Annotated in this window: 27 protein-coding genes; 19 read left to right on the plus strand and 8 right to left on the minus strand. The window is 34.6% G+C overall.

Annotation, left to right across the window (positions count from 1 at the left end):
• Positions 1-92 precede the first annotated feature (92 nt).
• The 9 genes from QUS22_RS05465 to gmk all read left to right on the plus strand — a co-directional run bounded on the left by QUS22_RS05465 (position 93) and on the right by gmk (position 5,555).
• A complete protein-coding gene (locus QUS22_RS05465; protein ID WP_353477704.1) occupies positions 93-221 on the plus strand; it encodes a hypothetical protein in 129 nt (42 codons plus the stop codon).
• The gene (locus QUS22_RS00425) at positions 163-342 is read left to right on the plus strand and encodes a hypothetical protein (RefSeq protein WP_353477707.1); all 180 of its coding nucleotides are present in this window, start codon (positions 163-165) and stop codon (positions 340-342) included. Before QUS22_RS05465 ends, QUS22_RS00425 begins: the two co-directional genes overlap by 59 nt.
• A gap of 147 nt (positions 343-489) precedes the next feature.
• Positions 490-669, plus strand: coding sequence for a hypothetical protein (locus QUS22_RS00430; protein ID WP_289513034.1), 180 nt, complete (start codon positions 490-492; stop codon positions 667-669).
• 171 nt (positions 670-840) lie between these two features.
• Positions 841-1,188, plus strand: coding sequence for an AAA family ATPase (locus tag QUS22_RS00435; RefSeq protein WP_289513035.1), 348 nt, complete (start codon positions 841-843; stop codon positions 1,186-1,188).
• Between the two features lie 114 nt (positions 1,189-1,302).
• On the plus strand, positions 1,303-1,437 hold the full coding sequence (locus tag QUS22_RS00440) for a hypothetical protein (RefSeq protein ID WP_289513036.1): 135 nt from the start codon (positions 1,303-1,305) through the stop codon (positions 1,435-1,437).
• 29 nt (positions 1,438-1,466) lie between these two features.
• Positions 1,467-1,673 (plus strand): hypothetical protein, encoded by a 207-nt coding sequence (locus tag QUS22_RS05470; RefSeq protein WP_353477708.1) that lies wholly within the window; start codon positions 1,467-1,469, stop codon positions 1,671-1,673.
• 191 nt (positions 1,674-1,864) lie between these two features.
• Positions 1,865-3,112, plus strand: a complete 1,248-nt coding sequence (locus tag QUS22_RS00445) for an ankyrin repeat domain-containing protein (protein ID WP_289513037.1) — start codon at positions 1,865-1,867, stop codon at positions 3,110-3,112.
• A 4-nt stretch (positions 3,113-3,116) separates the two neighbouring features.
• Positions 3,117-4,910 (plus strand): pentapeptide repeat-containing protein, encoded by a 1,794-nt coding sequence (locus QUS22_RS00450; protein ID WP_289513262.1) that lies wholly within the window; start codon positions 3,117-3,119, stop codon positions 4,908-4,910.
• A 48-nt stretch (positions 4,911-4,958) separates the two neighbouring features.
• On the plus strand, positions 4,959-5,555 hold the full coding sequence (gene gmk, locus QUS22_RS00455; RefSeq protein ID WP_289513038.1) for a guanylate kinase: 597 nt from the start codon (positions 4,959-4,961) through the stop codon (positions 5,553-5,555).
• A gap of 39 nt (positions 5,556-5,594) precedes the next feature.
• Here gmk and QUS22_RS00460 read toward each other — a convergent pair whose 3' ends face one another.
• Positions 5,595-5,972, minus strand: a complete 378-nt coding sequence (locus tag QUS22_RS00460) for a TraR/DksA family transcriptional regulator (protein ID WP_289513039.1) — start codon at positions 5,970-5,972, stop codon at positions 5,595-5,597.
• A 106-nt stretch (positions 5,973-6,078) separates the two neighbouring features.
• Here QUS22_RS00460 and QUS22_RS00465 point away from each other — a divergent pair, with 106 nt between their 5' ends.
• Positions 6,079-6,726, plus strand: a complete 648-nt coding sequence (locus QUS22_RS00465; RefSeq protein ID WP_289513040.1) for a heme exporter protein CcmB — start codon at positions 6,079-6,081, stop codon at positions 6,724-6,726.
• An 11-nt stretch (positions 6,727-6,737) separates the two neighbouring features.
• On the opposite strand, the gene QUS22_RS00470 is transcribed toward QUS22_RS00465, so the two are convergent.
• From QUS22_RS00470 to QUS22_RS00480, 3 genes are read right to left on the minus strand one after another with little or no spacing between them, the layout of a single operon-like run.
• Positions 6,738-7,391 (minus strand): RlmE family RNA methyltransferase, encoded by a 654-nt coding sequence (locus tag QUS22_RS00470; protein ID WP_289513041.1) that lies wholly within the window; start codon positions 7,389-7,391, stop codon positions 6,738-6,740.
• Between the two features lie 13 nt (positions 7,392-7,404).
• A complete protein-coding gene (locus QUS22_RS00475; protein ID WP_289513042.1) occupies positions 7,405-7,971 on the minus strand; it encodes a DUF2497 domain-containing protein in 567 nt (188 codons plus the stop codon).
• 19 nt (positions 7,972-7,990) lie between these two features.
• Entirely contained in the window at positions 7,991-9,232 is a 1,242-nt protein-coding gene (locus QUS22_RS00480) for a TolC family protein (RefSeq protein WP_289513043.1), read from the minus strand.
• A gap of 133 nt (positions 9,233-9,365) precedes the next feature.
• On the opposite strand from QUS22_RS00480, the gene rplM reads away from it, so the two are divergent.
• The 3 genes from rplM (at position 9,366) to QUS22_RS00495 (ending at position 10,738) form a co-directional block, all read left to right on the plus strand.
• Positions 9,366-9,824 carry a 50S ribosomal protein L13 gene (rplM, locus tag QUS22_RS00485; RefSeq protein WP_289513044.1) on the plus strand — a complete coding sequence of 153 codons (459 nt, stop codon included), beginning with the start codon at positions 9,366-9,368 and terminating at the stop codon, positions 9,822-9,824.
• Between the two features lie 10 nt (positions 9,825-9,834).
• Entirely contained in the window at positions 9,835-10,281 is a 447-nt protein-coding gene (rpsI, locus tag QUS22_RS00490) for a 30S ribosomal protein S9 (RefSeq protein WP_289513045.1), read from the plus strand.
• 145 nt (positions 10,282-10,426) lie between these two features.
• Complete coding sequence (locus QUS22_RS00495; protein WP_289513046.1) at positions 10,427-10,738, plus strand: HU family DNA-binding protein; 312 nt, start codon at positions 10,427-10,429, stop codon at positions 10,736-10,738.
• On the opposite strand, the gene QUS22_RS00500 is transcribed toward QUS22_RS00495, so the two are convergent.
• Together QUS22_RS00500 and QUS22_RS00505 are read right to left on the minus strand one after the other, a co-directional pair.
• The gene (locus QUS22_RS00500) at positions 10,731-11,438 is read right to left on the minus strand and encodes a pyridoxine 5'-phosphate synthase (protein ID WP_289513047.1); all 708 of its coding nucleotides are present in this window, start codon (positions 11,436-11,438) and stop codon (positions 10,731-10,733) included. The genes QUS22_RS00495 and QUS22_RS00500 overlap by 8 nt on opposite strands.
• 816 nt (positions 11,439-12,254) lie before the next feature.
• On the minus strand, positions 12,255-12,494 hold the full coding sequence (locus QUS22_RS00505; RefSeq protein ID WP_289513048.1) for a hypothetical protein: 240 nt from the start codon (positions 12,492-12,494) through the stop codon (positions 12,255-12,257).
• Positions 12,495-12,611: 117 nt separating this feature from the next.
• On the opposite strand from QUS22_RS00505, the gene icd reads away from it, so the two are divergent.
• The 4 genes from icd to QUS22_RS00525 all read left to right on the plus strand — a co-directional run bounded on the left by icd (position 12,612) and on the right by QUS22_RS00525 (position 16,928).
• Complete coding sequence (icd, locus tag QUS22_RS00510; RefSeq protein WP_289513049.1) at positions 12,612-14,039, plus strand: isocitrate dehydrogenase; 1,428 nt, start codon at positions 12,612-12,614, stop codon at positions 14,037-14,039.
• Between the two features lie 25 nt (positions 14,040-14,064).
• Positions 14,065-14,703 (plus strand): endonuclease III, encoded by a 639-nt coding sequence (nth, locus tag QUS22_RS00515; protein ID WP_289513050.1) that lies wholly within the window; start codon positions 14,065-14,067, stop codon positions 14,701-14,703.
• A gap of 208 nt (positions 14,704-14,911) precedes the next feature.
• Positions 14,912-16,243, plus strand: coding sequence for a tRNA (N6-isopentenyl adenosine(37)-C2)-methylthiotransferase MiaB (miaB, locus tag QUS22_RS00520; RefSeq protein WP_289513051.1), 1,332 nt, complete (start codon positions 14,912-14,914; stop codon positions 16,241-16,243).
• A 427-nt stretch (positions 16,244-16,670) separates the two neighbouring features.
• Entirely contained in the window at positions 16,671-16,928 is a 258-nt protein-coding gene (locus QUS22_RS00525) for a hypothetical protein (protein ID WP_289513052.1), read from the plus strand.
• Positions 16,929-17,431: 503 nt separating this feature from the next.
• Here the strand turns inward: QUS22_RS00525 and QUS22_RS00530 are convergent.
• Complete coding sequence (locus QUS22_RS00530; protein WP_289513263.1) at positions 17,432-17,653, minus strand: POT-type proton-dependent oligopeptide transporter; 222 nt, start codon at positions 17,651-17,653, stop codon at positions 17,432-17,434.
• A gap of 408 nt (positions 17,654-18,061) precedes the next feature.
• Between QUS22_RS00530 and ileS the strand changes: the two genes are divergently transcribed.
• Together ileS and QUS22_RS00540 are read left to right on the plus strand one after the other, a co-directional pair.
• Positions 18,062-21,232: an isoleucine--tRNA ligase gene (gene ileS / locus QUS22_RS00535; protein ID WP_289513053.1), complete on the plus strand. Its 3,171-nt coding sequence runs from the start codon at positions 18,062-18,064 to the stop codon at positions 21,230-21,232.
• Positions 21,233-21,289: 57 nt separating this feature from the next.
• Positions 21,290-24,001 carry a hypothetical protein gene (locus QUS22_RS00540; RefSeq protein ID WP_289513054.1) on the plus strand — a complete coding sequence of 904 codons (2,712 nt, stop codon included), beginning with the start codon at positions 21,290-21,292 and terminating at the stop codon, positions 23,999-24,001.
• Here QUS22_RS00540 and alaS read toward each other — a convergent pair.
• Positions 23,998-26,580, minus strand: a complete 2,583-nt coding sequence (gene alaS, locus QUS22_RS00545) for an alanine--tRNA ligase (RefSeq protein WP_289513055.1) — start codon at positions 26,578-26,580, stop codon at positions 23,998-24,000. The genes QUS22_RS00540 and alaS overlap by 4 nt on opposite strands.
• Between the last annotated feature and the right edge of the window lie 417 nt (positions 26,581-26,997).

Consider the following 26,997-nt stretch of genomic DNA (forward strand, 5'->3'; position numbering starts at 1 on the left):
ATTGGTGCTACAAGTTTAGTGAGAGCTTTATTAGAAGCAAAAGGGATCGATGTTGATTCGGAGCCAAAGGCTTTCTTGATGAATTCACTCCTGTGCAGTTAGCTGCTACGGAAGGCTATAAGGAGATAGCAGAGCTTCTAGTAGAAAAAAGGGCTGATGTTAATAAATGTAATAAAAATTCTTCTAAAAAAAGAAGACGCTCCTTTACAGTTAGCCGTTAAAAATAACCATACTGAGCTAGTGGAGCTTCTAGTAGTAAATGCTAAGGTAGATATAGTAGACGGAACAAAAATAATCTTTTACACTATGCTGACACTCATTGTAGTGGAGCAACAATACTAACTCTGATAATAAAGGGTGTGAGTCCTTGGTTAAAAATTCTAATAACAGGACTCCGGTGGACATTTATACATCTAAATATACACATGAATCTGGATATTTGGTGCAGTTGAAGAAAGCAAAGAATTGAAGTACTATAGTTTTTATTCGATGTTGCCGTTAGGTGCTATAATAGTAATATCAACTTTTGCAGCTGGTATGGCCGCATCCGGTATAGTTGCATCTACTATAGTTTATAGTTGTGCCAGAGATATTATATGTAATAGTGGGATTGTACTTGCGCTTGCATTTATAGCTCAATATATTATATCCAAAGTGTGTGAAATCTAGTGCTAAGGCAGCCAAAAAGGTGCAGAGTTTTGATATAATAAACACTAATGATAAGGAGAAATGAGCTGACCCAACAGAACTGCCTGACAAAAAGAAATTTCTTGTAAAGGAGGCAAATTTTTTAGTCTCAGTGATCTAGTTAAACGAAAAGAGGACGACTTCTCAATAGAATTGGTCGATTATACTCAATTGGGAGAAAAAGTAACGCTTGATGATGTTATTGTTTCAGACCAAGTAAGGAGAGAATTAAAAATGATTTGTGGCTATATATCTGAAAAAAAGGAAGGAAGCACTCAAAGGGCTAGGTTGCAAAATACCAACAGGCTATGTTTTATACGTTCTACTGAAAATGGTAAAACTCTTATTGTTCGTGCAATTGCACGTGAAGCTAATTCTAAGTTTATTAACGTTTCTAGATTTGAGTGTATACAAAAATATGTTGGACATGGTGCACATTACACAAAAGCTCTTTTTAAAAAAGTGAGAGAAAATGCTCCATGCATAGTTTTTATAGATTAAATAGATGCTGTTTGTGCAAAACGTAGTGATGGTAATAGAGGTAGTGATGAGGAGCGCAACCGGATTGTAAATTAGTTTTTAACTGAGCTTGGTGTTTTTAACTCCATGGAAGGTGTGAAGGTAATTGCTGCAATTGATCGTCTAGAGAGTTTAGATGAATCGGTAATTAGACCAGGTCGACTCTCTAAACATATTAAAATTCCTTTGCCAGACGAAAGCCTATGTGAAAAAATATTTAACTTTATGTAAAGGAAGTACCTACGGCACTAGAAGTAAATCTGGCAAAACTTGCGGGTGAAACTGGTGGTTTTTCAGGAGCTGGTCTAGAAGATTTGGTAAATGAAGCAAAACTCCGTGCTGTAGAAAGAATTTCCGGAGAAAAGCTAGAAAACAACAGCGTACAGACACCATGGATGATCTTGACAATGTCCTTTATAATCTTAAGAAGAAGCCTCAAGAGCCTGAGAATAGGGAAGTCGAAGTAACATAATATCTAATTGTAATACTTGTGAGCCTTTTATGCAGGGTCTTCTTATTTTACACTCATTATGCTAAGGGAACTTACTGTACACTGCAAAAGTTCCCAATCGCTATCCATTTCCCATGCCCATTTTTTACTATGGATTAATTGTTTGATTATAGTATCATCTTAATCAAGCTTATGCTTGGAATATTTATGAAGAGTATTTTATACTTTACATTGTTATTTATCATGTTTGGCTCGTTGAGCCTGCTTGCTGTGGAGCAAGTAGAAAGAAAAAAAACTGATGCAGATGAATCGATTAGTTCTGTTCATGATAATGTGGATATAAGGAAAAGTCTAAAACAAGATGCGCCGGAAAGCACAGCCCAAAGAACCAAGCCTGAGTCTTCCAAAAGCGACCCTATGAGCGTTGATAAGTTGAATGTCAAAAAAACACAAGATACCAAGATTGAAGGAGCGACCAATAAAAAAGAACCACAATACGATGAAAACAAAACTCCAACGGATGAAAAAGCTATAGGTGGAAGTGAGAAGGGTGATAAAGATTTGCCAAATCTAGGTGACAACCTGCCAAAAGAGAGTAAAGATGAAGTTACCCCAGATTTGTCAAGTGTGACCAATAAGGAAATGGGCAAAAATTTGGCTTTACCCTCAAGCGCTAGTCTAAATGAAAGTGCAGTTGATCTGCGAAAAGATCTACAAATTAATGAAAAGGTTGATGTAGAAGAGAATAAGCCCTTAGAAAATAATACAGATAAATTGTTAGAAGAAAAAAAAGAAAAGGTAGAAAATCAAACTGGAGAAGGAGAAGTGAAAGGATTAGCTAAAGATCATAATGGAAAAAATCAAGTAAAACCTATCACTAAAGAGGATGAAAAAAGCAAACAGGAAGAAAAGAAAGATTTACAAAAATGGACAAAGTTAAACAGAGAACAAGCAAAAGAATGGTATCATAAAGATACACAAAGTAAATCTATATATAAGCGACAATACGATACTCTTAATGAGCATCTTCCAACAACCATATTTATTAATGACTATAGTACACAGCTTTTTTACTGCATTAAAAAGAACAACTTAGTTTGTTTGAGAGGGATAATAAGTAAGTTGGAAAAGCTTGGATTAACAACTCAAGAAGTATTGAAGTTTAGAAACAAGCTTGGAAATACCCCTCTAATTTACGCAGTTAAGCGAGGTGAGATAGATGTAGTACGTTTTCTCTTATTACAAGGTGCTGATCCTAAAGTAGTTAATAATAATCTTCAATCTCCCATTGATATAGCGATTAAAAGAGGACGAGTTGATATGATAAACGCCATTGCTGAAATGACACCATATCTTTTAGAGTATAAGAGGATAGACAACAAAGAAAGCCTAGAAATGTATGATTGGGCTGTAAAGACAAAAGAAAATAATGAATTGCAGTGCAGTAAAGATTAAGAAGATGATTAGATTTTTGGTATTAATTTTAATTGGTCATTTGTGTTACGGAAATGAAGTAAACGATATAAAAAATTTGATTAGTGGTTTTTTGGACACTTTACATGAGGTAAAGTATGTGTCTTACAGTAAAAAAGACTTTGCTGAATTTCTAGTACGTTGCCGCAAAGAAGGTGTGCCAGAAGATTTTGGAAAAGGTTTTGGTTCTAACTTAAATGGAGCTAATTTTAGTCGATTGTACCTCAATGGATCTATTTTTGATGGAGTCAGTTTAATTGGTGCTGATTTTTCTCATACTGACTTGTCAGGTGTATCCTTTATTAATGCTGATTTGCGTGGGGCCAATTTTTCCAATGCTAATTTGCAAGGTATAAGAATAAGAGGTACAAATTTGAGTTTTGCAAAATTTGTTTCTGCAAATTTGACAGATATTATATTTGATCAGTCTAATATTAGTTATACTGAATTTATGAGCTCTGATCTCAAAAAGGCAAGGATGAACAATATAACTGGTTTACATACTAATTTTTCAAATGTCAAAATGAGTTTTTCTAGCCTATTAAACTCGAATGTTAGTTATGTAAATTTTAGCGATAGTGAAATAAGCGATACTGTTATGCAGAAAAGCAATCTTGATAATGCAAATTTTTTTGGAGTGGATTTATGTAAATTAAAAATACAGTTTTCCTCGTTGAAGAACGCTAGTATATACGGTGCAGAAATAAGAAAGTCAGATTTTACAGGTAGTGATCTTTCTAATGTCTGCCTTAATTCTTCTGCTATAATTGACAGTAATTTTAATAGAGTTAATTTGAGCAACGCGCAGATTTCTTATGTAGATGATGATAATTCAAGTTTTGTGCAATCTATACTGAGTGCTTCTAAAATAAAGCATTCATATGCTTCTGAAGTAAACTTTCAGGATGCTGATTTATCTAATATTGATATTAGTTTTAGTGAGCTGCATCGAGTTAATATCTCTGATTCTGACATTCGTCACGGAAAGTTTTATAATACTAAAGTTACAAATTCTAATATGAACGGTTCGTTCCTTGACCATGCGTTATTTACCTCTACAGAAATAGAAGGTGCAGACCTTTCTGCAGTTTCAATGTACAAGGTTAAAGTACAAGACTCCCAAATTTATAATAGCAAACTTTCTTACCATAGTATTGATTCTGGTGAAATAGAAAGCTCAACGTTTTTTAATTTAATAGCAGATAACTCAAGTTGGTCTAATTTAAAAGTAACTAATTCGAATTTTGTTGAAAGCGATTTCAAATTTTCTTTGCTTCACGATAGTATCTTTAAGAAAACAAGCCTTTTTCTCAACAATTTCAATAATTCAACAATTGGTAATACATCTTTTTACTCTTCAAGTATATACAAAGGCTCGGTTGTTGATACTCATTTAACAGATTGTAGGTTTGATCATTCAATTTTGATTAACAATGAAGGGCAGGAAAAGCTTATGGGTTTAGAAAGTGCCATAACCTCAATTGAAGGTTTGCAAGAAGAGATATTGCGGGATAAAAAGTTTGATGTAAATTATGCTTACTTTGAATTTAAGGATATGAATCTAGAAAACACTGATTTTTCTGGTTCAATATTAAGTAGAGCAAAGTTTGTAAATGTTAATTTAAATAAGGCAAACCTCGGAAAAGCCGATTTGCGCTATGTTCTTTTTGATAATTCTTCTCTTATTGGTACCAATTTATCAAATTCTAACTTAGACCATTCTAGCTTTTTAAAATCTGATTTGAAGAGTGCTATATTAGAAAATTCAAAGTCTAATTGAATGAGAAACTCTATAATGTATTTTTGTTAAATTATCTAGAAAAGGAAAATGGCCGTAAAGAGTGATAGTGTACTATTGGTTCTATCTTCTCCTTCTGGAGCTGGGAAGACTACCATATTAGAGAAGTTACTTGAACGGTCAACTAACTTAGTTAGGTCTGTTTCTATAACTACGCGCAAACCTCGCCCCGGTGAGGTAGACGGAAAAGACTATTTTTTCGTTACCGAAGAAAAGTTTCGCGAATTATGTGAGACCGGTCAAATGCTTGAATATGCCAAAGTTTTTGAGAGTTTTTATGGTATACCAAGAGATTTTATAGAACAGAACTTAAGCAATGGAATAAGTATTTTACTTAGTATAGATTGGCAAGGAGCGTTTCATTTATTTAAGCTTATGAGGGAAAAAGTTGTAAGTGTTTTTATACTTCCCCCCTCAATGGAAGAGCTTAGGTTACGCTTGCAAAAGCGTAATAGTGACAGTGCAAGTGAAATAGAACGCAGATTAGCCGAAGCCCAGAAAGAAATGAGTAAACGTGATAGATATGATTATGTAATAATCAATGATGATGTTGATAAAAGTGTAGAAGAGATAAGTCTTATATTAAATAAAGAAAGGCTTAAAAGATCAAAAGAAAGACCAAATTAGTAGGTTCATTGAGCATTCTCAACATTCCCACGTTTCCAATTAATCGTCAACATTGTACACGTTCTTTTCTTTTTCTAATCTCTCTTGTTCTTCAATACAGAACGTAGCAAGTGGATTGGCTTTAAGTCTTTCTATTCCTATTTCTTCCCCTGTTCCCTCACAGTAACCGTAGATGCCTAATTTTATTTTTTCTAACGCATCCTTGATTTTTTCTTTTCTATCTTTTCTGCGCTTGATTAATTTTTCATTTTCACTATCTTCATCAGAATAGTATGCATTATCTTCTAATTCTTGCTTCTCCAGCTCAGCGAGCATCAATTGTAACTTTGAGCTGAAGTACCCCAGCTGTTTTACATTCATGTATTCTTCGTCTTCTGAAGGAACGTAATGTTCTGATAGTTTTGGTGATTCTTCCATAACTGCATTATTAATTAGATAATAAAACCTGTATAACTTGCAAATCAGAAGTTATACTATCTCAAAGTAAATACTATAATTTATAATAAACATTTAAAAGCCTAGTATGATTGGCTTAATAAAAAAGTTAGTAATAGATAATAAGGGCTTTACTTATATAACATGTATTTTTATTATAATGTTAAGCCTGTCTTCATTCACACTTGAAAACAATAGTAAGCAAGAGGTCATGTTAACGTTAACATGGATATGCGCTACATTTGTTTTGCAAATCTCTACAAATAATTTGTTTATTTCTGATTATCATGACGGAATATTAGAGCAAATCTTCATACAGCCAATTTCTTCTAAGCTTATAATTGCTTATAAAATTTTCGCTCACTGGCTATTGTTTGGATTGCCAATTTCGTTGATTTCTTGCATGTTTAGCTTCGTAGTTCTGGGTAATGGTATTGAATACTCAATAACAGTGGGTCTATCTTTATTGCTTAATACACTAATAGTAATTAATATCTCAGCTACTGGAAATGCATTAGTGGCTGGCCGAAATAGCTTAACATCAGGAATATCACAGATTCTTGTTTTGCCAATTGTAATGCCAGCATTTGTATACTTTAAACTACTAGTTCAATTTAAAAGTTTGTCCTTGAATGCCAATATATTGCTTATTACTGCTCTAATTTTTGCTATTCTGATAGTCAATAGCACTATAGCTGCTCATATGGCATTGAAATTTGCTGTAGAGCAGGATTAGCAAATTTTCCATTATTCCATAGAAGATCTGCTACCGGTAAAGTCTAAACTTACCAAATACATTTCTGTAGATTCAGATCTACTTGATTTTGGTTTAAAGTATTTCACTTTTTTAAACATTTTTTTTAACTCGTTGAAAAAATCTTTATCAGACTCTCCTTGAAGAATTTTTACTACAAACTTACCACCATGATTTAGGAAATGCTTTGCAAGACTCAGTGTTGCTTCACATAAAAGCATAATTCTAATATGATCCAGCGACTTTAAACCACAAGATTCTGGAGCCATATCAGATAAAATTACATCAAATTTTTGATCTTTAAATTTTTCCTTTAAAATTTTAAGCTCATTTATAATATTGCATTTTATATATTCTACTCCATTAATCATGTTTACTGGCTTCATATCAATAGCAACTACATTTGCACCTTTCTGAGCTGCAACTTGTGACCATCCACCAGGAGAAGCACCAAGATCAATAATTTTTTGCCCTGCTTGGAGTAACTCAAATTTATTATCTATTTCTATCAATTTATATGCCGAGCGCGATCTGTAGCCATCCTTATTAGTTTCTTGTACGTACTTGTCATTTAAATGACGATGTAGCCACCTTGTTGAAGATAATTTTCGGCCTTTAGCTGTTTTTACTCTAGTTTTTATTGCCAATGTCCTATAAAAATCACTTACTATTGATTATGTCTTTGAGCTCCTTTTCGACTACTTCTTTAACCAGTGTATGTAGGTACTTATTTAGCCATTCTGACAACTGAGGTTTTAAGAGAGATGTAACTAATTCTTCAACAGTAAGGTTTGCTTTTTTTTGTTGTTTATACTGTAATTCAATTTGCATTTTTTCAAGTAACTTTTTAATCTCTTTCATATTTTCTTTTAAAACTAAATGGTCGTTATTTTGCGCCTGTAAGCTACTGTCATCCATTTTGTTGCTACTAATTTGGTTATTGTGCTGCAAACAAACATCTTTTTCTTCCTCTAAATTGTGACTATGACCGTTAAGTTTGCTATCATTGAAAGCAATTTCCTCACCCTGATCATTATTGTTGATATCTTCTTTTTCGTTGTTCTCCTCTTTATTGTCTTCCTCTAGATCTTCTAAATACTTCTCTTCAAGGTACAGAACATCATCATCTTCCTCCGCTTTATCGTCGCTTGCGTTTTTGCCCGATATAGCTCTTTTTATATCCTCTAGGATGTCTTTTACAGATTGATTGTTTTGTTCATTAGTCATAACGCTAATACCATTAAATTTAGATATTTATACCGTTTATCATAGAAAGCAACTTATAAACACTGAGCACATAATCGCTTTTTGCTTTAACTAAATCCGACCGTGCTTTAAATAATGCATCTTCAGTATCCAGAAGCTCAGTTGTGCTTTTTAAATTTAGGCTAACTTCTTGCTGAACTCCCTCCAGCGCTAAAGCCGCTGCTTTTTCGGCCTCTTGACTTGCTTTAATAATAGCTTTTGTCGTTAACACATTATTCCAAGCGTTTACAACCGCTTGTTCTATATTTTTCACTGCGTCATAGTAGTCATAAGTAGATTTTTTTGCATCCATTTTAGCTTTAACGATACCAAAAGCATTCGTTCCTCTTTTAAAAATTGGAATATCGAGAGTGAAGACAATATTGACGTTGTCTAAAAGCGCATCAAGGCTTAAACTCTCGTTAAAGCTTTTACTTGCGCTGAGATTCAAAGAAGGCAGCCACTTAGAAGTTTCAGCAATCACTTTCATTCCGTCTGCTCTTTTTTGATAAACTGCTGCTTTTAGGGCTAGATTCTTGGTTTTTGCTAGTTGTAAACATTCATCTAATCTCGGAATGGAAGGTAGCTTATCATTAGCTTCAGAAAGTTCATCAGAGTCTTCACCAATTAGGTGAAAGTAAGCAATGTTTGCCAATTTTAATTTGCCTTCAGCATCAACTCTTTTTGACACTGAAGATGAAAATTTTGCTTTCGCTAGTAAAACTTCAGCTTTGGTAACCTCTCCAAGGGAAAGGCGTTTTTTCATTGCTGACAAGTGCTCCAAAGAAACACGTTCTTTGTGCTCTCTCAATTTTAATATTTCTATTCTCCGTAGAACGTCTACATATACTTTCACGGCATTAAGTGCAACCTCTTGTTTTAACTGCTGAAACCGCATCTTCTCTGCTTTGAGAAGGTAGCTTGATTGACTGAATGTAGCAAAAGTACCACCACCACCTATTAGTCTTTGATTTAATGTTAAGCTCCTTCCAAGGCCAAGTCTGTCACTGACCTTATCCTCAAAAACAAATTCTCCTTTAAATCTATACTGCAAATTAATGTCTGGTAGAAACCCAGCTAATCCAGAAGATTTTAGCTGTTTTTCTACACTTTTGTATTGGTAGAATTGAGATTTTAGTTTTGAACTATTTTTAATAGCTTTACTTATAGCTTCTTCAAGATCAACTGCATAGCAACTTATAGTACTAAAAATGGCCGCAAGCGTAATAATTAACTGAAACATTCTACTCCTATATATAATTGGCTACACAACTTAAGTTACTAACATAAATTGCTTCAATAATCAATAGCTAATGTTGTTGACACTATTTAGAAATTAAGTGTATCATAGCTTACTATTGTGTTTAGTTAGAATAATGAAGACTTTTTTCTTAAAAGAGAAACAAATCAATAAAAGGTGGCTTATCATAGATGCGGAAGGGTTAGTAGTGGGGAGACTTGCGGCATTTGTAGCAACACTATTGCGTGGTAAACATAAACCTGAGTATACACCTCATATGGATTGTGGCGATAATGTAATTATTATCAATGCAGAAAAGGTGCGTTTTACTGGAAAGAAACTTAAAGAGAAAATTTACTATAAGCATACAGGCTATCCTGGTGGTTTAAAAAAAACTACCCCAGATAAAATTCTAAATGGTAAATTTCCTGAGCGTGTAATAGAAATGGCAGTAAAAAGGATGCTTGATGATGGTCCTATGGCGCGTAAGCGTTTTGGAAATTTATATGTTTATTCTGGTCCAGAACATAAGCATCAAGGACAGCAACCTGAAAAGATAGATTTTGCTTCTTTAAATCGAAAGAATAAAAAATAATGGAGTAAAAATGGAAAATTCTATAATAAATCAATCAGAAAAAATAACTAGGCCAGTAATTGATTCACTAGGTCGTTTATACGCTACGGGCCGGAGAAAGGAGTCTGTAGCAAGAGTATGGATAAAGCCAGGAAGTGGAAAATTTAGTGTTAATCAGAAAGACAAGCTACTTGATTACTTTAAGAGAGAATCAGTGTGCCAGGTAGTAAAAATGCCCCTTATTGTAACATCTATGCTAGATAAATATGATGTATTTGCAACTATAAAAGGTGGAGGGCTGTCCGGTCAAGCAGGTGCCTTAGCCCATGGAATAAGCAGAGCTTTAAGTAAAATAAGCCAAGATTTATATTCTATATTACGTAAGAGAGGATTCTTGACACGAGATTCGCGTGTTGTTGAACGTAAAAAATATGGTCAACATAAAGCTCGAAAAAAATGTCAATTTTCTAAAAGATAGTTATTTTTTTATTGTGCTTTTTATAAATGTTATGCAAACATTTAAAAAAATGTATGATGTATTCTATTTCCACGATAAATTTAGTTGACTATCGGTGCAAACATAATATCCTGTTTGTGTGATTTTTTCAATATTAAGGTAGCTTATGAGTAAAGAAGACATAGTAAAGCAATTAAAAGAAGATTGTTCTAGTCAGAGTATAGATATAACAAAATCTGATTTGAGCAAGATTCATGATGCATTTATGAAGATAATAAAATGTGAGCTAAATGGGAGGGGTGAAATACGTCTGTATGGAGTAGGTACATTATCTACTGCTGTCAGTCGTGAGAAACAATGTCGTAATCCTCAGAATGGTGCAATCATGATTGTTCCTAAAAAGACAAGAGTGAAATTTAAAGCAAGCCAAACTCTTTTAAGTATTCTAAATGAGAAGGAAAAGGCAGTAGTTAGTTAGATATTGTCGTTTTCATTGTTTTTACTACGCTGTGTAAGCCGTAAAATATAGCCTCGCTGATCAAAGAGTGGCCTATATTAAGGGTTGAGATGTGAGATATCTCTTTTATCCTTTTAGCGTGTGTAAGAGTTATACCATGTCCTGCATGGCATTCTATTCCTAATTTATTGACATGCTCTGTAGCATTAATGATTAATTGTAATTTTTCCTCTGATGGATTATCACAGTAATCCCCTGTATGAATTTCTATTATGTCAGGCTTTATCTCCAGCTTCTCAAGATATTTTAGTTGATTGATATTTGGATCGATAAACAGAGAGACCTTTATACCAGTGCTATGCATCTCTTCTATTATACTGGAGAGTTTGCTGTGCATATTACCGATATCCAGACCACCTTCTGTTGTCAATTCTTCCCTTTTTTCTGGTACTATACCAATCGAATAGGGTTTTACTCTTTTTGCTATTTTAAGCATTTCTTCTGTGGCTGCAATTTCGAGATTTAGCTCAGTGTTAATGTTTTTTTTTAGGTTAAACACATCTTCATCCCTGACATGCCTTCTATCTTCTCGTAAATGTACTGTGATAAAGTCTGCTCCAGCGTCAATGGCTATTTCTGCTGCTTTCAATGGGTCTGGATAAGAAGTTCCGCGTGCGTTGCGAATGGTTGCAACATGGTCAATATTAACGCCTAGTTTCATAATTTACCTCGGAAATTATTTATAGATTATACATGTTATTAAGTCTTTTGCATAGTTATTGTTTAACTAACAATACCATAGCCGAGAGATGGGGCTTAAAAATTCCTTGACAAACCTTACCAGCCCTCTTACCCTAACGTTAGGGGTGTTTTTGACTCAAAACTTGTTTGTGATCCGCACGGGTTCAATGACGAAATTCAGTAAAAAACTTAAGGTGTTTTTTGGCGGATTACATCAAATTATTGGGGCTACATGTCTTTTAAATTTTTTAATATGCAGCCAAAATCGCGCTTAAATTAAGCATCGGCAAATTATTACAGCACCAATTTAAAGTGTTAGAGGGTCAAGACTCGATACTCTAGTCTTCTTTGTCTTTTTTTTATTTGGTAAATTTACTAATATTTAGATTAGTTGCAGTTTAAGAGAGGTGTCATGCAAGTAGCTGACACCATCCTTTTTCTTGGATGCCAGTATCAGCTACTTGGATGACGACCTTGATGGTAATAATACTAACAGCTAAAGGGCAGTATCAACAAAGTTGATAATCTATCACTACTGTCTTTGCAATTTTCTCGTGAAGAAACTGCTTGCGTTTGTCAAAGATTACAAATATCAAAATTAAAATTGGTAAAATTTCTAACTATCGAGAAACGTAATCAATCAAAAAAAGAAAACCAAATGATAAAGCTACCCCTGAAACGCACCTTATTGTTACTTGTATTAGAGTAACTACTCTTAAATGTGTATGCATTTTTGATATGCTATCACATAACGGCTGTCCTGGCATACCTCCCAGTCTTGTTACCATTAATATTTCTATACTGTATACAGCACTGATGTAAAGATTGTATAAGGGAATGTTAACTGTTCAATTTCATCACGAAAGTTATCAATCTCATTATTGCCTGATACTGCAATATACAAGATGAGTAAAGGAAAGAAAAATATAATATAGTCAAGCATTTCTGCTACAGCACGCCTTGTAAATCCTATATAATTTACTTTAACATTTATTTCATTATTTATAACCCCACCTATATTTTGTAATGCTATCAACTAATATAAAAGCACGTTATTAAATAACCGTAAAAATGCTAGCTTGGGTAATATTGACCACTTGTGCCACTTTATTATTTGAATTAACATTAAATCATTTATAGTTAGGGAAAGATTATGTCAACACCAATCACAGTTGCGTATGGTGACGGTATCGGACCAGAAATTATGGAAGCGGTGCTGTCAATATTACGTGAGGCAGAAGCAAAGATCTCAATAGATATTATTGAAATAGGGAAGCGTGTTTATAATAAGGACTGGTCTCACGGAATTTCTCCAAGTGGTTGGGAGTCCATTAAAAGAACAAAGATACTACTTAAGTCTCCGATAACAACTCCTCAAGGTAAAGGACACAAAAGCTTAAATGTTGCACTGAGAAGGAATCTAGGGCTGTATGCAAATATCAGGCCGTGCATTTCATATCATCCTGTTATAGAAAATAAATTCGATAAATTTAATATCGTAATAATACGCGAAAATGAAGAGGATGTTTACACAGGAATAGAGCACAGACTTACTGGCGACTCTTACCAGTGCACTAAAATTATTACTAGGTCCGGCTCAGAAAAGATATGTAGATACGCTTTTGAATATGCAAAAAAACATAGTAGAAAGAAGGTAACTTGCCTGACTAAAGATAATATAATGAAAATGACTGATGGCACTTTCCATGCAGCATTTGATCGTATTGCAAAAGAATATCCAGGTATACAGGCAGGACATTATATTGTTGATATTGGAATGGCACGTGTTGCTACGGAACCCGAGAATTTTGATGTTATAGTAACTGAGAACTTATATGGAGATATATTATCAGACATTGTGGCACAAACTTCAGGTTCTGTGGGGTTAGCCGGTAGTAGTAATATAGGTAGTGAGTATGCAATGTTTGAAGCAGTTCATGGCTCTGCTCCTGATATCGCAGGAAAAAACATAGCTAATCCTTCTGGGCTTTTAAATGCTGCAGTGCATATGCTAATTTACATAGGTCAAACTGATATTGCAAAACTAATTTACGATGCATGGCTCAAGACTTTGGAGGATGGAATACACACTATTGATTTGTATAAGGAAGAGAAGAGTAAACAGAAAGTTGGTACAAAAGAATTTGCAGAAGCTGTTATAGATAATTTTGGGAAAAGGCCTGGAACATTACCTGAACTTATAATTGGCAGCGGTGAAAATAATAAAGTGAATAAAACGCAGGATGGCTATGAACAGGACTACAAAACTAGAAATCTGGTTGGTAGCGATATAACGCTTGCCTGGGGTAAATCGGCTGGTTTGGACCAAATAGTGAAATTATTTGGATCGAGTAACCCAAAGGTTATAGCAATATACTCAAAAGGGCTTGCGATTTGGCCAGGAAGTTCAAAATCTTCAAGCGATCAGATAACCTGTAGATTTATCGCAAACAATGAAAAAAAAGCTATTACTAATAGTGATGTAAATAACCTACTAATCACGCTCGAAGAAAATAGTTTTGATGTGGTGAGAATGGATAAGTTGTATTTGTATGATGGGAAAGAGGGTTTCTTTTCTTAAATGTTAAAAAAACGCTATAAATGAAATGGAATCAAAAAAAGTAGAATTGATATTTGAAAAGTTTCAAGAATCGAATCCTATACCGAAAATAGAGTTAAATTACACCAATCATTTTACTTTACTGGTTGCAATAGTTTTATCAGCACGGACAACTGATGTAAGCGTTAATAAAGTTGCAAAAGAGCTATTTAACATCACTGATACGCCAGAAAAGATGCTAAACTTTGGGCAAAATGAACTTAAAAAGCGTATAAGCAGTATAGGTTTATACAATTCTAAAGCAAGAAACATAATTGCACTCAGCAAAATATTAATTAATCGGTACAATGGTAAAGTACCTACCGATTTTGATGATTTGGTATCTTTACCTGGAGTTGGGAGAAAGAGCGCCAATGTCTTCTTAAATTCTGGACTTGGTATTCCAACTTTGGCAGTTGACACTCACGTTTTTAGAGTGAGCAATAGAATTGGGCTTGTGAAAGAAAAAGATGTGTTTAAAACAGAGCAATCTCTTTTAAATGTAGTACCAAAAAAATACCTACTTTATGCTCATCATTGGCTAGTTTTACATGGTAGATATGCTTGCAAAGCACAAAAACCTTCGTGTGAAACGTGCATAATTCATGATTTATGTGAATTTGAGTGCAAGAGGTACAAAGTCTAGCGCACTGTCATCCAAGCAGCTTGACACTAGGATCCAGTTTTCCGTATAATTTTATAAAAATCTATTATACTTACCTGTAAACAAGCTCACTAGATTCCAGCGCTGTGCGCTGGAATGACATCGGTGCGCGTGTTTATTCTGTTAGACATTTACATGATTGTATGCAGGGTGAAGAAATTTTGAAAAAGACATAACAAATGATAAAAACATGAAAGGCCTATACATCAAAACTTACGGTTGTCAGATGAACGTTTATGACTCTGTTTTAATGGAGAATGTAGTTAAACCTCTAGGATTTAGTGTCGTTGGTGATGCAGAAAAGGCTGACTTGGTAATACTTAACACCTGTCATATTAGGGAGAAAGCAGCAGAAAAGCTTTATTTAGAGCTCGGAAAGATTCGTTTATTGCAGAAAAGGAAAGAGATAATCATAGTGGTGGCTGGATGTGTAGCACAAGCAGAAGGGAAAGAGGTATTCAGAAGAGCTCCATTTGTAGACATCGTTGTTGGTCCGCAGAGCATTGCTACCTTACCAGAACTGATAGTCAAAGCAAGCAGAAGTAAAGGTCATGTAATAAACACTGATTTCCCTGAGGTTGCAAAGTTTGATAAGTTGCCAGCTGAATGTTACGGCAGCAGTCAAGGGTCCTCTGCGTTTCTTGCTATACAAGAAGGTTGTGATAAGTTTTGTACATTTTGTGTGGTGCCCTACACTCGCGGTGCTGAATATTCACGGCCAGTAAATGAAATATTCTGTGAAGCGCTGAAATTAGTTGCAAATGGAGCGAAGGAAATCAATTTGCTTGGTCAGAACGTCAATGCTTATCATGGAGAATGCGAAGGAGAAGTATGTGATTTAGGAAGATTAATTAGTCATATTGCTAAAATTGAAAATCTAGAAAGAATCCGCTATATAACCTCTCATCCAAGAGATATGCATGAATCTTTATACTTAGCACATGCGGAAGAACCAAAACTCATGCCATTTATTCACCTGCCTGTGCAGTCAGGTTCAAACAAGATATTACACGCGATGAACAGAAAGTACACTGCAGAGGAATATTTGGAAATAATAGATAGATTTCGTAAACTGAAGCCTGAAATCGAATTTTCTTCTGATTTTATCGTTGGATTTCCAGGAGAAACTGAAAAAGACTTTGAAGAAACTATGAAATTAGTGGAAAAAGTAAAATACGCTCAGGCTTATAGTTTTAAATACAGCCCAAGACCAGGCACACCGGGAGCAGAAAGGAAAGACCAGGTACCAGAAGAGGTTAAAACAGAACGCCTTCTTCGTCTGCAGAAATTAATTAGTGAACAACAACTTGAGTTTAATCAGAATGTGGTAGGCAAAACTATACCTGTTCTATTTAGTGATAAAAGAGGGAAACATCAAAACCAAATTATTGGTAAAAGTCCATATATGCAATCAGTATGTACTGATGACCATGAAGGTAAATACAAAGATAAAATAGTAAATGTAAGAATATTGGAAGCTCGGCAAAATAGCCTATTGGGTGTGCCTTTCACCGATTTTTAGCAGCATATTTAGTCTCATCTTGTTAGTATCAAAGACCAAACGGAAAGTGTTAAAACTTATCATTATGATCATTTTTTAAAGTTACAAGTTTGTTTTTCCTTAATACAATAAAAGCCTGCATAGAACTTAAACCTACAAATATCTACCTTGAGCTTACTTATATCAGTTTCTTGTGTAAGGTGAGTTAGTAATTACTTTTATGTACTAAATTAAAGAAAAGTAAAAATACAATACTTATTATTAAATTTAATATTCCAAACCTTAAAAAACCTTCTTTATATATTTCTAAAGATTCTAAATAATTTATCTCACCGTTTGCTGATGGGACTGACACGGACTTTGATATTGCAACTCCAGCTAGATCAGAGAATACTAGTGATAACAAACCGTACCGATCACCATCCCTCTAAGGTTCTCAGGAGCTAGTATGGCCGCATGTTCGTCAACTAATGGAACAGTACATAATTCTACTAATCTCATAAAGGAAATAGCAATTATTAAATATAAACATCCTACTTCACTTTCAATGTTAGGGTTTAGTTACCCTATGTACAGTATGAAGAAACAAATAGACATTGTTAGGAGGCCAAAAGCAAATATAGAAGTTGCATACTCTTTCTCAAATTTCATATATGTTCCAAAGAGAAAGCCGAGTACTACAATTGCCAAAGGGTTTATGGCTTGAGAAGCTGGAGCTGGAATTATTATACCAAATATATTGTCAACAATATTTCTCTCAATTAATAAGTTAATTAGAGAGCCAATCTGCATTGCTGAATGCATAAAAAACATCTGGAATATTATAAGAACAAATAATAATATTAATTTTCATTTTTGTTCTATTGATGATTTAAGTCTTCTGTAGGAGAATATGCTTAGTGCTATGACTCCACTGAATATAAGTGCATTAACAAAAAGTTCACTATACATAAACATTTCAGCAACTATTAATAATAATAAAAAGATTCCTATCAGTACTATACTAAAAGTTTTAATGCCCAATATGTTCTTATTCATAAGTTCTTGGTAAGGAGAAAGGCCGCTATCTCCTAAAAGGCTCTAAAATTTAAGAAAGGCAATAAGTCCTATAAACATTCCAATATCAGCAACCAAGGCCATAATGCCAAACTAATGAGTGCGCTACATAACCGCATGAAATAGAAGCCAATACTACTCCAATGTTCACGCTTACGTGGAATAAAGTAAAACCTCTTCTACGTGTTCAGGGTCATCCTTGCCATAGCGTGAACTAAGTAAGTTAGTTACATTCCCTCTAAACATACTGGTGCCTACAGCTATTAGAAATAGACCTAAATATAATAAATCTGGTTCAAACTCAACTAGTGACATGCAAGCATGACTTGCTACCACTACTATCCCTCCGAGTAACACCATGTTGCAAAATCCCATCAACTCATCAGCTAAAAAACTTCCAAGTATTGGCAGAGCATAGCCTACTGCAGCAAACAGTGAGCAAACAACCAGAGCCCTTTATCAGTAGAGCCTAAATGAGAAGTCAAAAATAGGATCAAAAGCGCCGCCATTCTGTAACAAGAGAAGCGTTCCCACATTTCAACAAAGCAAAGTATTTTTAAAAATTGTGGAAACTTACCTACCTTCTAATTCAGAGAATACCCCCTAAAGCTCAAGTTAATGTTGAGTAAAACAATAAAAACTGCAAGTAAAATTTTAAAAGAGGCATAGGAAGTTTGGCAGAATAGTTTGTTGGGGTGTGGATTGCAAGGATAAATTTGTTTTTTGAATTTGAAATTTTCCAAAAAGCTCTATATTCTCTGACTTTATCCATTCAAGATGAATATGAAGTCAAAGTATTATCCTGATACAACTAGTAGCCCTGATTTTTCATTGCTAGAAAAGCAAATCATAAAATTTTGGCAGGAAAACAAAATTTTTGAGCGTTCAGTTGAAGGACGTTCTCAGGATTATTGTTTTGTCTTTTACGATGGGCCTCCGTTTGCAAATGGACTTCCCCATTATGGGCATTTACTTACTGGTTTCATCAAGGACGCATTTGCAAGGTACCAAACTATGCTACAAAAGAGAGTTGAGCGTAGATTTGGTTGGGATTGCCATGGACTGCCGGCTGAGATGTGTGCAGAGAAGGAACTTAAAATATCTGGCAGAACTGAGATAGAAAAATTTGGCATTGAAAAATTTAATAACCATTGCCGCACTTCTATGATGAAATTTTCGTCAGAGTGGGAGAGGTATGTAAATAGACAAGCAAGATGGGTAGATTTTCATAATGACTATAAGACCATGGATAAATCATTCATGGAATCAGTTATGTGGGCATTCAAACAGCTTTATGATAAAGGTTTGGTGTATGAATCAGTACGCGTTGTCCCGTATAGCTGGGCATGCGAAACTCCATTGTCTAATTTTGAAACAAGGCTTGATAATGCATATAGAGAAAAGACTAGCAAAGCTGTAACTGTTGCGTTTGAGCTTTTGGAAAACCCACAGCAATTTAAAAGTATTAAACAAAAGTGTAAATTGCTTGCTTGGACTACAACCCCTTGGACGTTGCCGAGCAACCTAGCACTGGCAATAGGGAAAGACATTAAGTATTGTGCAGTATTAGTAAATGGTGAAATCTACACCTTTGCTGAAAGCTACCTAGGTAAATTTGTTAGCCATTGTGAACAAAACAATATTCCGTACGAAAACTGGAATATAAAACTTAAAGCAGATGATCTAGCAGGCCTTTTTTATAAACCACTGTTTGATTACTTTAAAGATACAAAAAATGCATTTCGTGTTTTCATCGCTGATTATGTTAAAGAAGAAGATGGTACTGGTATTGTGCATACTGCTCCTGGGTTTGGGGAAGAAGATTTTTACCTTTGCCAAAGCCACAACATTCCGGCCATTTGTCCAATCGACAGCGGTGGAAAATTTACTACTGAAGTTTCAGATTTAGCTAGAGTTCATGTTTTTGATACCACTGATATAGTAATAAAAAAATTAAAAGAACAAGGAAACTGGTTCAAAACTGAGCAATATATTCACAATTATCCGCACTGTTGGAGAACTGATACTCCTTTAATCTACCGTACTATGCCTTCTTGGTACGTTGCTGTGACAAAGTTCAAGGAAAGAATGATAGAGCTAAATAAAAGAGTTAATTGGATACCAAATCATATAAGGGATGGCCAATTTGGAAAATGGCTTGAGGGAGCGCATGACTGGTCAATTTCACGCAATCGGTTTTGGGGTACACCAATTCCTGTATGGAAATCAGATGATGTAAGATATCCAAGAGTGGATGTATATGGTGCGATAGCAGAACTAGAGCGAGATTTTAATGTTAAAGTAGGTGATTTGCACAGACCGTTTATTGATACTTTAACAAGACCGAATCCTGATGATCCAACAGGAAAATCGGTTATGCGCCGTGTGCCAGATGTATTTGATTGTTGGTTTGAATCTGGTTCAATGCCGTTTGCACAAGTCCACTATCCGTTTGAGAATAAAGAATGGTTTGAAAGTAATTTCCCCGCAGATTTTATCACTGAATATTTAGCACAAACGAGAGGGTGGTTCTATACGCTTTTTGTATTATCCACTGCTTTATTTGATAGTGAACCATTTAAGAACTGCATATGCCACGGTGTTGTTTTGGATGTAAAAGGGGAGAAATTATCCAAACGTTTGAATAATTATGCAGATCCAATGGAAGTATTTGATAAATATGGTTCTGACGCGCTGCGTTTTCTTATGCTTTCTGGATCTATTGTTTGTGGTGGCAATTTGTTGCTTGATAAAGAAGGAAACTCGATACGAGATGTTCTAAAAAACGTAATAAAACCTATTTGGAACAGTTATCACTTTTTTACCATGTATGCAAATACAGATGGAATTAAAGCTGAAGTTTGTAAGGATTATCAGATTACTATTGATCGTTATATGATCTCCAAATGTTTTGAAGCCACTCAAGGAATTCAGATTTCTATGAACAACTATAATTCCCAGGAGGCTTGCAAAATTCTGACAGACTTTTTTGAAGTGCTAAACAATTGGTATATTCGCCGCAACCGTGAGCGTTTTTGGAAAAGTGATTTGGATCAAGACAAAACTGATGCTTATAATGTCCTATACACAGTTTTTTATTACATACTGAGAGCTGCAGCTCCTTTGTTGCCGCTTACAACAGAGACTATATGGCAGAGGCTTAAGTATAAAGAAACATCTGTTCACTTATCTGATTTTCCACAATTAGAGAGGTTCGATAGTGAGCTCATTGCCAAAATGGATTTGGTAAGGGAGATATGCAACTCTGCATTCTCTATCAGAAACACTTTTAATATACGCATCAGGCAGCCACTTGGAAGCATGACCATTTATCATAAGTCTTTCTGCAATTTTCTTGAAGATGAATATCAAGAGATGATAAAAGATGAAGTGAATGTAAAAAAATTGGAGTCAGTAAATGGACTTGTAGATATTGCATCACTAGAGTTAAAACTAAATTTTCCTGCGCTTGGAAAAAGAATTCCAGATAAAATTAAGAAACTAGTTCAATATGTCAAAGAGGGAAAATGGAAGCAAGTTAGAGATGAGCAAATACTTCTGGGAGATGAATCGGAAAACTATATTATAGAGAAAGGTGAGTATGAACTATTATTAAAGGCAAACAGTGAATATTCTTCTGTATTTGATAACAACAAAGGAGTTGTTATTCTCAGCACTGAACTAAATGATGAATTGGTTCTAGAAGGGTTCGCAAGGGATGTTGTTAGACTCATTCAGGAAACTAGGAAACAAGCTGATTTTCATATATCAGATAGAATCAGAGTAATAATCAAGACAGAAGATAAGAAGATTAAGGAAGCAGTAAACAAGTGGAGTGAATACATAAAAGAGCAGACTCTTGCCTTATCTTTAGAAATTAATATGGAAATTGTAACTGGCTTCTATTCTAAGGAATACCAGGATTTGATTGTTAGTATTAAGTTAAGTTGTTAGTAGTTGAAGATTGTCAGTATTTATGTTATACTTAGGATTCTAAAGTTGAGTGTCTGTATGATAAAGGCTGTTGAAGGTTATGAAGGAGTTGTTGACCCAAACAACAATAGTATTTTAGGTGAGGAAGAGGATGTTAATACTTCAGAAGAACAAAAACCTGCCTCCGGTTTAGAAGAAGAGAAGAAATGTTTTGGCAATATGACTCGTGGTTTTAACGTCCCGCTGAATATATTTCATTACAAAGATTATGATTCTGACTTTTTTACTTCTTGGTATAATGTATCAAGTGAAATATTTAATGAGATAAGCAGAGCGTGCCCAGAAAAACGGGTGTTGAATTTATCTCTATCGGTTTTAATGCTTCCTTATATTGCTTTTACTGCGTTAGGGTTGGTTGTATATAATGGATTTAAAACACACACTAAAGCGCAAGCCAATGCAGAGGAGAGCAAAACAAAAAAAAGTGAAATAAGTGAAAGTATGCAGAAAAGATTGGCATACGGTGTTCTTGCTGCAATAACAATTCTTGTTAATATAGCTGTACTTGTAGTCTTAATTATTCCTGCAACGCTCGCTTTAGCTACTTTTTATCTTTTGAATAGAAAATCATTTCATTCTTTGATTGCTGCTGTTAAAATAAGTAGTAGGTCATATCAAGGTAAACACCAGAGTATTGGAGTGTCTTTTCGCGAGATAGATGCTGGTAAGTCAAACGTTAGGTTAGGTATGGAAATTAAACTTCCACCACAATTTGAACAGTTGCTTAAAGATTTGTCTGAAGATAAAGACGGTAGATGGTTTGATGTTATACGTGATTCAGAAAATAATACCATACTGAAATTATCAGCTAACATCCATTTAAAAAATGGTCTTGTGCCTTTACATAATGAGATCAGGAGTGTAATTGCAATTTCGATTCAAGAGTTTGAAAAAGCTATGGAAGAGCTGCTGAAGCTAGAAAAAAAGGATATTACGTATGATAAGCTGAAGAAATTGTTGAACGAGTTCATACTGAACGTGGTGAATAGCGTAGATTCTAAATTGGTAAATTACTTAATACAAGATGCTTACAGAGCTGCCCTTATACAAACAATCAAAATTGCTCAAGGAAGAAGGAAAAAAGATTTTTCGTTAGAGGAAACACTGAAAGAAGTGTTAGTAAAGCAAGAATTAAAAAGCCAAGGTAAAGAATTACCAACTGCAAAAGAAATGATAATAAAAGATCTAAAAGAACTGAAAATGAAAGAGGCACTTAATTTAGACGATGAAGATGATCAACTAGAATCGCTTGTGAAAATAGGTGATATAACAAATGATATAAGTGATAATGCGTTTTCTGTGTTTAAAGCAAAGTGGGAACAGCTTAAAGAAGAGGGGAAAATAGCTAAAAGGACAATAGTTGATATTTATAGGGATGTATACCATAAAGAAACAGCAGGAGCTTTAGCGATGGTAGAAGAATTGAAAGGAATAGGAGAAGAAAGGTGTAGGAAGGTATATAAAGAATTGAAAGAAGTGTATGAAAATGGAAAGAATGGTGACCTAAAAGATGGTGCTTTAAGAAGGAAATTAGAAGATCTTTTTAAATTCGAGTGTGATAATCAAGAGATTGAGCAAAAGCTAATAGACTCGAGAATAAGAGCTATTCAATCTCTACTGAGAAAATCAGATGATAAAGTAAAGCAATCCTTAACAAAGGAATTTGATGAATTAGAGAAAAAGAAAACTTCAGATGAAGTAAATAACTTTATGGAAAAGATGTACTTAGAGATAACAAAATGTAGAATGCAAAGTTTATTTGAAAGACAAGCAAAGGATATAAAAGATTCATGTGACCTATTAGAAAAAGATGCGCCAAGTCTAGTAGAAAGGATTAATTCGCATAGAATCAGAATTGAGGAGTACTTAAGACGGCCTGGGCAACTTATACTATTAAAGAAAATAATAGAAGGAAAGAAGGATTTAAATAAGTACTTGGAAGATAAGCAAAATAGCAAGGGAAAAGAGCATCCAAACATAAGGTTAATAAAATTGCACTTGGAAAACAATGAAGCAATTTTAGAAGCATTAGAACAATTAGAGTTATATAAAGAGGGATTACTGATAAATGAAGAAACAAAAAATAACTATAAGGAAGAACTGACGTCTCGTGAAAAAATAAAATTTGCAATAATAGAAGATGAATTACTAGAGGTGTTCAAGCATGAAACCTTTGATGAAGAAGCAATCAAGAAATTATTAGAAAAAGCAGAGCTTGAATACTGCTTAGCAGAAAAATGCATCGAATATCCTGTGATTGAAACAAAAGATAATATAAAACATTTCTATCGAGATTTATTGTCTCCTCTGATAAACAGGTTGGTGGAAAATATAATAAATAATGTACCAAAAAGTGATAAAAGTCCATTTTTACAACCTATGAAATCTTTTTGGACGTGTTATGGGTATATTAAAACAGGTTTGGTTACTGCATTACGTGGGAACAGAAGTATAGAAGGAAAGGCGTTAGATGTGGCACATAATACTTATAAAGAAGTAGAAACATTCCTTCAATATTTTGAGTCGAATTATGAGGAAACGGGAGCCTTGGTGGGTAATATATTTTCTGATAATGGAAAAACATTTAAAGATGTTGTGTGGACTAAGATAAAAGATCATTTATGTAGAATGTGGGATAGATTTTTTAAGGATATTGAATTTACACCTGTTAGCAGCGAGTTAAGTGAGGTAAACGTAATACAGCCACAGCAGAAGGTTCCAGCTGTTTAGTTCTTAGAAGCCGTTATTTCATTGCAAATAGCTGTGATGATATGATTCGTTTTGTCGTTATCACAGCCTGTTTGAGCAAGCTCAACGTTCCCGCCACAGCCTCTTCCAGTTACGGTAGATACTAGCTCTTTTGCACTAATCTTGTCAGTTAAGTCTTTACTTACTTTGACAGTCAAAACTGTTTTATTTCCTTTTGTTGCAGTAAAAGCTACCACCGTTTTTGATTTTTGTTGTTTTAAAATAAATTCCCTTATTACGCTTGCTGGAATGTCAGTAAAAGAGTGGCTTACGAAATTAATTCCATTTATTGCAGTACTTTTTATGTTCTCTGCGCTCACAAGCTTTTTGTAAAGGTTTTTCATTTTAGCTTCAAATTCTTTGTGCTCTTGGCTTAAAATGCTTAATCGACTTATTATTTCACTTGCCGGAGCTTTTACGAACTCTGCAACTTTTTTTAAGTTAGTTTCGTTATTGCGTACGTAATTAATTGCTTCTTGACCGGTCAAAGCTTCAATTCTTCTTACTCCAAATGCAACAGAACATTCTGTTACTATCTTAAACAAACCGATTTCTCCAATATGCTCCACGTGTGTACCACCACATAATTCTTTTGAATATCCAATATTTACAACTCTAACCTGATCACCATACTTTTCACCGAACAACGCCATAGCTCCTTCGTCTATTGCCTGATTCAGACTTTGAATTTTTGTGAACGTGGAAAGATTTTCTCTAATTAGAGAGTTTACCATATCTTCTATTAAAAATAGCTGATCCTGAGTAACTTGAGTGTTATGACTAAAGTCAAATCTTAGTCCATCCGGTGCAACTAAGGAACCTTTTTGAGTGACATGATCGCCCAAGATTTTTCTCAATGCAAAGTGAAGAAGATGTGTAGCTGAATGATTTCTTCTTAGGTTTTGCCTTCTTTCCTTGTCAATACTTGCCGTAACTGCATCACCTTTACAAACTGAGCCAGATCTCACTATACATCTATGTAAATATAAGCCATTAACTTTATTGGTGTTTTCCACTATGATAATACTTCTATCAGGCTTGATTAGACTTCCAGTATCCCCAACCTGTCCACCTGATTCGCCATAAAAAGGTGTTTTATCAAGTATAATGGTTATTTTCTCTCCTTCTTTTGCAGAACCGATGACTTCGGTTTTGGAGGAAATTATGAATAGTACTTTTGCATCCTTTACCTCATCAAACTCGTAACCAACGAATTCTGTTTTGCCAAATTGATCAGTTAGATCGAACCATATTTGCTCAACAAACTTTTCACCAGACCCAGCCCATTTAGCACGCGCCCTCTCTTTCTGCTCTTCCATTGCATCATCAAAACCCTTTTGGTCAAAATTTATTCTTCTCTCTTTTAAAATATCAAGTGTGATATCTAGAGGAAATCCGTAAGTATCATATAGCTTAAACGCCGATTCTCCAGGCAGAGTGTCGCCAGGTTTTAAACCTGCAGTGAATTTTTCCAAGAGATTAATGCCTTTTATTAAAGTGTCTTTGAAGCTCTCTTCCTCTGATTTTAACGTCGTTTCTATTAAGCTTTTAGCTCTGGCTAATTCAGGATAAACATCTCTCATATAAGCTGAGCTTGAGCTGTCTAGCAATATTGGAAAAATGCGATAGAGTAGAGAGTCATTATATCCTAGTTGATGAATATAACGTGCAGCTCTCCTAATTAATCTGCGTAATACGTAATTTCTACCTTCATTTCCAGGAAGTATTCCTTCTGCAATTAGAAATGCAGCTGCACGAAGATGATCTGCAATGATCTTATGAGCTACTTTATTTTCCATATTTCCACAGTGTTCTTGTGATTTACTTATCAGAGCAGAAAATAGATCAATATCGTAGTTATCATGGACGTTTTGCATTACAGCAGCTATTCTCTCAAGGCCCATACCAGTATCGATGCATTTTTTTGGCAATTTTTGCAGACTACCTTCTTTATCTTTGTTAAATTCCATAAATACTAGATTCCAGATTTCAACAATTCTGTCGTCGTCTTGTAAATTAGGCTTTGCATGGTCATAAAAGATTTCAGAACATGGACCGCATGGGCCAGTGCTTCCCATGCTCCAAAAATTGTCGTCTGTTGCAATTCTTATGATTTTTTCATCAGGAAAACCGCTTACCTTGTGCCAAATCTCGTATGCCTCATCGTCAGTGTGGTAAACAGTTATGAACAATCTGTTTTTATTAAGAGACAATTCTTCAGTAATAAATTTCCACGCGAGTTCTATAGCAGTTTCCTTGAAGTAATCACCGAAGCTGAAATTCCCGAGCATTTCAAAAAATGTGTGGTGCCTGGTTGTATAGCCAACGTTTTCGAGGTCGTTATGCTTACCGCCGGCTCTTAGACACTTTTGGCTTGAAACAGCACGTTTCATGTCAGTTTTTTGTGCACCGGTAAAGATGTTTTTAAACTGCACCATACCAGCATTTGTGAACATGAGTGTTGGGTCATGCTCTGGAATTAAAAGAGAAGAGGGAACCTGCTTATGATCATAACTTGTAAAAAACTTTATAAATCTTTCTCTGATTTCGTTTAGCTTCATCGTTTTTACTGAGGCTATTTCTGAATAATAAGTTGTAATGAAAGTAAAGTCAATTTATCAGTCTAATCTAATTGCATGAACACATCTCGCTGTTTGGTATGAATTAACTTGCATTCATCACTTTTAATCAATACATATATTTCACTACTCACCTCATGGTGAGGTTCTACAGTTAGATGGAAATAATCAAAAAAAAGTAATTCCTTAACGTTTCTTTACTACATCCAGGATTATAGTGAGCGTCTAGTTTGCCTTTGAATACCAGCTTTAAGAGTATTTTTATATTTTCTTTAAATCCCACAAGCTGATCTGCAACATCAGATATGCAAGCGTCTTAATAATTTAAACCTTTGCTTTTATATTCGCTAAGCATGTTTTTCATTGTTGAATTAAGATCAAATGCTTTTACTTCAAGGT

This window comes from Wolbachia pipientis (assembly GCF_030373985.1).
Lineage (GTDB): Bacteria > Pseudomonadota > Alphaproteobacteria > Rickettsiales > Anaplasmataceae > Wolbachia > Wolbachia pipientis_D.